This is a genomic window from Aquidulcibacter sp. (assembly GCF_020253525.1).
In the GTDB taxonomy this organism is placed as follows: Bacteria; Pseudomonadota; Alphaproteobacteria; order Caulobacterales; family Aquidulcibacteraceae; genus Aquidulcibacter.
This window is the reverse complement of record NZ_JADCBK010000033.1, coordinates 1-8,007: the sequence shown is the minus strand read 5'-3', so window position 1 is coordinate 8,007 and position 8,007 is coordinate 1. Positions and strand designations below refer to the sequence as shown.

General features: G+C 51.5%; 8 protein-coding genes and 1 riboswitch. Of the genes, 5 read left to right on the top strand and 3 right to left on the bottom strand.

The window, feature by feature from the left end; all coding sequences use genetic code 11:
• The coding region (locus tag IOB61_RS04520; protein WP_290812827.1) for a TonB-dependent receptor at positions 1–592 on the bottom strand (592 nt) is incomplete at its 3' end.
• Positions 593–725: 133 nt separating this feature from the next.
• A riboswitch (cobalamin riboswitch) is annotated at positions 726–948 on the bottom strand.
• 89 nt (positions 949–1,037) lie between these two features.
• Between IOB61_RS04520 and IOB61_RS04515 the strand changes: the two genes are divergently transcribed.
• The 5 genes from IOB61_RS04515 to IOB61_RS04495 all read left to right on the top strand — a co-directional run bounded on the left by IOB61_RS04515 (position 1,038) and on the right by IOB61_RS04495 (position 6,299).
• On the top strand, positions 1,038–2,411 hold the full coding sequence (locus IOB61_RS04515; protein ID WP_290812824.1) for a tyrosine-type recombinase/integrase: 1,374 nt from the start codon (positions 1,038–1,040) through the stop codon (positions 2,409–2,411).
• A gap of 4 nt (positions 2,412–2,415) precedes the next feature.
• Positions 2,416–2,994: a hypothetical protein gene (locus IOB61_RS04510; protein WP_290812821.1), complete on the top strand. Its 579-nt coding sequence runs from the start codon at positions 2,416–2,418 to the stop codon at positions 2,992–2,994.
• Positions 2,995–3,081: 87 nt separating this feature from the next.
• The gene (locus IOB61_RS04505; protein WP_290812818.1) at positions 3,082–3,285 is read left to right on the top strand and encodes an AlpA family transcriptional regulator; all 204 of its coding nucleotides are present in this window, start codon (positions 3,082–3,084) and stop codon (positions 3,283–3,285) included.
• Between the two features lie 176 nt (positions 3,286–3,461).
• The gene (locus tag IOB61_RS04500) at positions 3,462–5,702 is read left to right on the top strand and encodes a phage/plasmid primase, P4 family (protein WP_290812815.1); all 2,241 of its coding nucleotides are present in this window, start codon (positions 3,462–3,464) and stop codon (positions 5,700–5,702) included.
• 264 nt (positions 5,703–5,966) lie between these two features.
• Positions 5,967–6,299, top strand: a complete 333-nt coding sequence (locus IOB61_RS04495; RefSeq protein WP_290812812.1) for a hypothetical protein — start codon at positions 5,967–5,969, stop codon at positions 6,297–6,299.
• A 551-nt stretch (positions 6,300–6,850) separates the two neighbouring features.
• Here IOB61_RS04495 and IOB61_RS04490 read toward each other — a convergent pair.
• Positions 6,851–7,660 carry a hypothetical protein gene (locus IOB61_RS04490; protein WP_290812810.1) on the bottom strand — a complete coding sequence of 270 codons (810 nt, stop codon included), beginning with the start codon at positions 7,658–7,660 and terminating at the stop codon, positions 6,851–6,853.
• Positions 7,657–8,007: hypothetical protein (locus IOB61_RS04485; RefSeq protein WP_290812808.1), on the bottom strand; the 351-nt coding region annotated here is incomplete at its 5' end. The genes IOB61_RS04485 and IOB61_RS04490, both read right to left, overlap by 4 nt.

Sequence of the window (8,007 nt, the reverse complement as noted above, 5' to 3'; positions counted from 1 at the left end):
GGACCGATCCCCGGGCGCGCCGCGTGTTCAAATCGCCACCTTCTAAGGTGACGCTTGCAGCAAAAGGCACATCACCCGCGCGGGTGATGATCTGCACCACACCGCCCATGGCTTGGCTGCCATACAGGGTCGATTGCGGCCCGCGCAATACTTCAATCCGCTCGAGATTGCCCACCAACAGATTGGCGAAATTGAACCCGCCGCCGGGGCTAGACGGGTCATTCAGCTTCACCCCGTCAATCAACAGCACAGTCTGGTCGCTTTCAGCACCCCGGATGCGCACCGTCGTCAGACTGCCAACCCCGCCCGTCCGGCTAAAGGCAACACCTGGTACGTCGCGCAAGAGATCAATCACCGGAATAGATTGAGCACGGGCAATGGCAGGCGCGTCGATGACGGTTACAGAAGACCCCACGCGCGATGCCCGCGTCGGGGCGCGGGTAGCGGTGACTATGATGGTCTCAGCTTGGCCCTTCACAGATGTGTCGGTGGCGCTTTGTGCCGCTGCGGATGTAGCTGAGACGAAGGGCGAAAGTGCCACACTGACGGGCACGATTAGGGTTTTTGCCAACAGGCAAAGTTTGCGTTTCATCGATTTTCGTTGGCCGCTGATGCACGGCCAATCCTCCTGGCATGCAAGAGTGGCGGGTGCGCACCATGCGCCCCACGTCCTGCAGTCGTTGCATCGGAGGTAAACTCCGGCCTTCCCGCTGACCCTGGCAGGACGGACGAACGACGGCGATGGCAGGTCTCCCGACTTACGGGTCATGGCTTTGTTTCGGCCTTCCCGAACCCAATGGGGCCCAGTGGCACATCTTGGCTTTCGCCAAGAGAAACGCGGCTATCCGCTTACGGTCGCAGGCACGGCTGCTGATTTGAGGGCTAACCCCCGCACAGCATTCCCTTTTCACCCCAGTTTCCTGAGGCACCATCTAACTTGAAGGTATCAGCACGCGCAGGCTTTGCCAAGCGCAACTTACCCAAACAGAAAGAGAAAAAACTGGCGGAGACGGAGTCCGCTAATTATTGGGACCATAATGGACCAAAAGGTACCAAGAACTGCAAAAACTTTATATATAACAACTTATATATACGAAGCTATTGACTATAACGGCCCACTAGGTATCACAAAAGCTCATTGCTTGTGTGGGGCTGGATGTGGGGCTGATATGGCTACGAAACTAACAGAGCTTAAAGCAAAAGCGTTGCTCCCCGGCGACAAAGCGATTACCGATGCTTTAACGGTTGGCCTAAGGCTCGAAGCTGGTTCAGAGCGTGGGCGCGGGAAATGGACATTCCGCTTTGTCTCGCCGGTCCATCGGGTCAAAAATTCTCGCGGAGAGTTTGTCGGACAGCGGCGGGATCAAGGGTTGGGTTCTTACCCAGATGTGTCAATTGCAGACGCTCGGGCGAAGGCTCAAGTTTCGCGGCGTCTGTTGGCGGATGGGAAGGACCCAATTGACGAAGCACGGCGGGCCAAGGCTGACCTATTGTCAGTTGATGCTATGTTGACGTTTAAGCAAGCCGCTTTGCGTGTCTATGCTGACCAAAAGGAAAGCTGGCGCAACTCGAAACATCAACAACAATGGATCAACACGCTCGAAACCTACATCTTTCCAACACTAGGTGATGTTAAGGTTTCAAGTCTTAAGCCTGCTGACTTTGCCAAAGCGCTTCGGCCCATTTGGCTTGAAAAAGCTGAAACCGCGTCACGGGTTAAGCAGAGATGTCATACCGTCATGAAGTGGTGTTGGGCCCATGAGCTCGTCACTGGAAACCCTGTCGACGTGGTGGATCAAATTTTACCGTCTCAGCCCACTAAGCGAGAGCGAGTTACACATCAACCAGCCATGGAATGGCGTGAAGTTCCCAAATTTTTCAAAGAGGTCTTGGACGCCGGCCCAAGCAATCCGACCCGGGCACTTTTGAAGTTTGTAATCTTAACCGCGTCACGGTCTGGCGAAGCGCGTTTCATGCATTGGTCCGAGGTGGATTTAGTGGCTAAGGTTTGGACCATTCCCGCATCACGAATGAAGGCTAAAGCGCTTCACCGAGTTCCGCTTTCAGACCAAGTTGTCGCCTTACTAGAACGACAAGCTACTTCATTCGGAAATGATGGACTAGTATTCCCAGCTCCTCGCGGCGGTGCATTAAGCGACATGGCGATGTCGGTGTTTTTGCGGGGCAAAAATACGGTTAGCTCAGAGCCGGGACGGACAGCGACCGCCCATGGCTTCCGCTCTTCATTTCGCGATTGGGCGTCTGAAAATGGCTACGCGCGAGACTTAGCTGAGCGGGCGTTAGCGCACACCATCGCCAACCAAGCGGAGGCCGCCTACCACCGCACCGACTTGCTCGAGCAACGAAGAAGCATGATGGCCGCTTGGGCCAGCTTCTGCACATCGGAGTAAGAAAATGCCAAAGCCACGCAAATCTCAAGACTTACCTCGTCCGCTCTCTCGGTTGGGGGTACTCCTCTCTGACAAACCGGGACTGCCACCCTCAATTCAACCGATAATTGATGCAATTGATACATGTTTAAAGACATATCCAATCAACAACCGCTTGAAAACCTTTGACCAGGCAATCCAAAGGATCGCAAAGGCGAATCCAAGCTTGTTTACGGATTTCGGAGTGTGGCTAAAGCAGCCAGAAACCCAAGAAATGCTACACAATGCCGGCGCACCTAACTTGGCAGAAATTTGGGTTAGTGGGCTTGCCAAAATTCAAGGGGGGGCAAAAGCGACCGCCGCTTTTGGCTCACGCGGTAAACCGCGCAGTTTTGACTTTAAACCCTCGCAGCTTGAGGCACTTGAGACGGAGCGACTGCGCCGGACGGGCATGGCGCTCAAGGATGCAATTGAAATCGTGGGTGGCGATCGCGCAGACTTCGAGCGGAACCTCATGAATGCCCGAAAGAAATACGCTGTAACACAAGCTCCGGACAGTTGGGAGCAAGACTCCTTCTCAGCGGATGAAAATGGAGATGAATAAACTTACTTCAAAAATGGGGTAATTAACTACCATGCCGACCTGCCCCTTCTTGGCCCATTATGGAATCTCTTGAAATGGAGATTTCTAATGAGCAAAGCACAGAACCCGCTCTTCCGGGTTATCCGCTTACCAACAGTTCTCGCAAAGACAGGGGTAAGCCGCAATACTATCCGTCGACTGGTAAAACGCGGCGATTTTCCTTCCGCGCACAAGCTCTCGGAGCGCACATCCGTTTGGAATGAGGCCGAAGTAGATAGCTGGCTGAAAGCCCGCTTGGAGGTGGCACAATGACCGGTTACCCTCCAATCCAATCAAGCCCCGCCACTCTTTCGAATGTGCTTCCTCAAGAGTTGCTGTCACTTCCACGTTGGCTACTTTGGAAGGCAGTCCCACAGTCGAACGGGAAACCACGTAAAGTGCCATTCTATGTTGCCGGTAAGCCTCGCAAAGGCGAACTTGGAGGTCTTGTGGACCTCAAGAACCTTGCGTCGTTTAATGTTGCCTTGGCTGCATATCTGTCCAATCCAGCCAAATGGGCTGGGCTTGGTTTTGCGTTAATTGATGGAGACGGAGTTGGAGCACTGGATTTTGACGGTTGTGTCAATGCCGGATCTATCCAGCCTATGGATCCAGTAGTTCAAAACGCTATTTTACAAGTTCAGCAACTCGGCGTGTACCTCGAAGTCAGCCCTAGCGGCAACGGGCTTCGTGCTCTTGGGTCGACGCTTGGCTTCAAGAATATGATGACGCCGTTTGAAGCATATTGCCGTGATCGCTTCGTGACCATTACAGGCGATTGTTTGTCTGGAGCTCAAGCGTGGGTCAATCTCGATCCAGTGGTGAACTCGGCCCATCCTCCTCCGCCACCGCCACCAGTAATGCCGAACCTGAAAACACCGCAGCGGAATAAGTTGTTGGCTGCTATTGCTGTGACCTACCCACCCCCCGCGCAGACTCCTGCACAGATTCAGCAAGTGCAGTCTGCTTTAAAGCACCTAAATCCAGACGTTACCTACCCCGAATGGCGTAAGGTCATATGTGCATTGCATTCGACTTCTTGGACAATTGCTGAAGACCTTGCGCGGGACTGGTCAGCCGGCGGAGACGCTCAAAGTCCCACTTGCAATAGGTATGATCAGACGACGTTCGACCGTGAATGGTCACGGCTAAAGCCGAATGGCTTTATCACGATTGCCACACTGTTTCACAAGGCAAGTCAAAATGGCTGGAAGCCGCCGACTTTAACACTCGTCAGTTCAAACACACTGCCAACAGCGCAACAGAACGTGAAATCGACCAACTCCAACTTAGCATCAGCCACCTCCCCGCCACCCTCTAAATCGTCGCTGACTTTAGTCGACCCGGATTCCACAGGCGATATTCGCAACGGGCAGGAGTTCGCAAACCTATTCAAAGACAAGTTGATTCACGCCCACGAAACCAATGAGACATTCAGCTTTGAACCATGGGGCTGGACCGCTGCTGGGCCAAGCGCGGTATCACAAGCCGCCCAAGCGGTGGTGCGTGCATTTCGTAGTCGCGCTGCGAAATTGGCAGCGGCCGGGAAAAGCGACGAAGCAAAAGCGCTTACCCAGCACGCAATCAAGTCGAGCATGGGTTGTCGTCTCCGGGAAATGGTCAATCTGGGGTGGACACATCCATCGATGTCGGTTCCGTTCACAGCTTTGGACAAAGAACCACACCTGCTTGGCGTGCAGAATGGGGTCGTAAATCTGCAAACCGGCAACTTGGAAAAAGTTACTCCTAGCGTTTTGGTTACCAAGCGGGCGGGTGTGCCGTTTGATCCAAATGCTGTTGCCCCCGAATTCTTAAAATTCTTGGCGACAGTGCAGCCCGACCCGGACGTGCGGCGATTCCTACAGCAGGTTGCAGGTCTTTTTTTGTGGGGAGACGTAATTCAACACCACTTGTACTTTTTCTATGGAGCAGGCGCTAATGGCAAAAGCACATACATTGAACTGATCCAATATGTTATGGGTGAATATGCCCACAACTTCGATGTAAACTCGCTTCTCAAGCAAACGCATAATTCGCGTGGGGCAACCCCTGAACTCGCAAAGTTCCGTGGTGTGCGGCTCGCTCATACAAGCGAAATCCCAATCGATGCGCGGATTGACGAAGAACGTGTAAAAAACCTGACAGGTGGAAATACAATCTGTGCACGCGACTTGTATGAAAAGCCCATTAACTTTCAGCCATCACATTCGTTAGTTATGGTGGGGAACCATCTACCTGAGATTCGTGACGTCAGCGCTGGAATGCGCCGCCGCTTCATGTTGATTGGCTTCAACGCCCAGATACCGTTGGCGAAGCAAAATCCACATCTGCTTAAGACATTGATTGCTGAAGGTAGTGGGGTCCTAAATTGGATGATTGACGGCTTACATGACTACAACGCGAACGGGCTAAAGGTTCCCCAAGTAGTCCGTGACGCTTCAAAAGAGTTCATGGAGGCGGAAGACCTCCTCGGTCAGTGGCTGGGCGAATGCTGCAATACTGGCGCGGGTTTGTTTGCAAACAAGAAAGCAGTTTATGGCTCATACCGGGCTTGGGCTGACAGCGAAGGTCACTTCCCAATGTCGTCGACCAAGTTGACGCGGCAATTGGCCCAGAAATCGATTAAAGTGGCTGGTGACAAACGTAACTATCTGGGGATCAACTTGAAATCACAAGGGGGGTCCAAGTGAGCGGGGGCAATAAGGTGCGCACTTGCGCACTTTTAACCCCATTTTTGAAAAGTAGTCTAAAACTAAATTACCTTCTTGGGGGGGGAACTAATGGAGAATATAAAAAGTTTCCCAAACACCCTTGAAAGTGCGCAAGTGCGCACGGTTGGTGACCCTGCCACCAGAGAAAGGTCGAGCAACCGCCAGCGGATGCCCCCCTTGAAAGCCATGAACCGCGAGGTTTTGAATTCAAAGGCCACCTAACAGCCACAGGACTTCGAGCCGATGAAAGCTTACAAAGAAAAATTGCTGGCTATCGTTGAAGAGTTGCAGGCCAAAGAGCAAGCAAGCTCTTTGCGCAAGGCGAGTGAAATCAACAACGACGTAGACCAAAGGCCTCCACTTGAGCAACAAATCGACAATTTGATGCAGAGCCTTCCACCTGTTGTGCGTTTCCGTCCATGGACTATTCAAGAATTACGTTTGCGACTTAATGGACGCTTCAAACGCTACCCTAGTGCCGGGGACATTGGCATTGTCCTACAATCACTCGGATGGACACGCCGCCGGGACTGGACGAATGCCGGACGCGGTCGACGCATTTGGATACCGAAATGAGTCCAATCCATGATTGACCAAATTTCCCCACCTTGTCCTAACTAATCATCTGATTGAGTTACAATACCAATAAGATTGGATGCGGAGCTGATTGCAACTCAGAGGTAACGACATTTTAAGGTCATGAGTTTAAAGTTGTTTGCCAGTTCATATCTCCAAGGCGACCAAGGGCACGTTTGGGAACGCGAATGCTAGTATGGAATGCGATAGAGGAGCCGACATCATGCCACAAGACCAAGGCAATGATTTAAAAGAAAAAATCCAAAACGAAATAAACTCAGACAAGAAGTTCTATGTCAGAACGGGTGTCATTGCCGCTCTCATAGTACTGGGATACTACCTGTTTTCTCCATACCAAAACTGCATGAGAGCCTACGATGTTAGCTCTACCTGCCAAGCGAGAACAGACTGGTAACATCAAGATCCCCAACAGGAAATATGCCCCCCCCCCTTGCATTATCTGTTTGCCATCGCTTTTATGGCCGATGGAAGTTATTGGCAGAAGGTAAGTGGGGCAGCTAGTGGCCCCATCAAAAGCTAAAATTAAAATTCTAGGCAGCTGGAAGCGACTTTGCGGAGCGGTCAATTGCTGCATTGGCAGCTCGCGAGTAGATGCTTCGCGGATGTCGGAAACCTGAGAGCCTTGCTTTTTCTGCGGCCACAGACGTTTCCGTCTTGTTTCTAAGATCTCCGCCTATCTTATCTCTAATTCTTTTGATTTCAACCTTAACCGAACGAATTATCTCACGTCGCCCCTCTTTAAATGGCGGTAGATTTAATCCAAGCAATTGGATTGAAGCCCGGACTCTTTTTGCTTCTTCAGAAGTGCAGCCCGTAGCAGGGATTACGGAGCCATCATCTTGAATATCAATAAGCTCGACATCATCGGGGCAAGTTGGGTCAAGCAAGATTGGCAGCTCGTCTGCTTCACACCGATTGGCCCAAGTCGCCCGAGGGCTCCCATCAATCAGCGGAAAAGCGCTATTCTTTCCAACTCTTTCACCCGTCTTTTCATCCGTATTCCATCTGTTCGATCGCTGTGAAGATAAGCGAAAATTTCTCCAATCAAATGCTAGCCAAGGGTAGCCCTCATGCTCATGATCAGGAGCTTTAAATCGCCCCTTGGGCCGAAAGTGATCAACATCGGGTAAAGCCCCATCGTCACGCGCTTCTGTAAACCAGCACTTTTTATGCGAAACGTTTGCTAAGCTTTCTCGAAAAGCTTTCCAAACTTTTGCATTCCCATCAATGAAGTCCTTCACCTTATCCTGTGGAAGACCATCGAGCTTTTTGGATGCCTCTTCAGCAGCATCCAACGCTTCCTTTGCTAGATCAGCCTCTTTAATCTGTATGTGGATCAATTGAGTGGCCTTTCACTTTCTCCAATCAAATCGGCGAGAATTGCACGGATTGCCAAATCGCGTTCGCGAGTTTGATCTGGTGTTAACTGATGACGATCCAGAAGTTCTCGGTCGCGAAGATGACTTAGGTACTCACTATAGCTCGGATCTCGATGCTCAATACTGAAGCCAAGACGGTCAAGCTTTTCGTTGATCTCCTCAAGCTGCCGCTGCTGTTGCTCGCTTCGGCGCTCTAAAACCAATAAGGTGTCGCGGTTGTTCAACATTTCTTCTGTTTGAACGTCCAAGGAACTTGGTAATCCAAAGATCTCTGTAAGTGTCGAAGAAAAGCCAAGTCCGCAGGGATC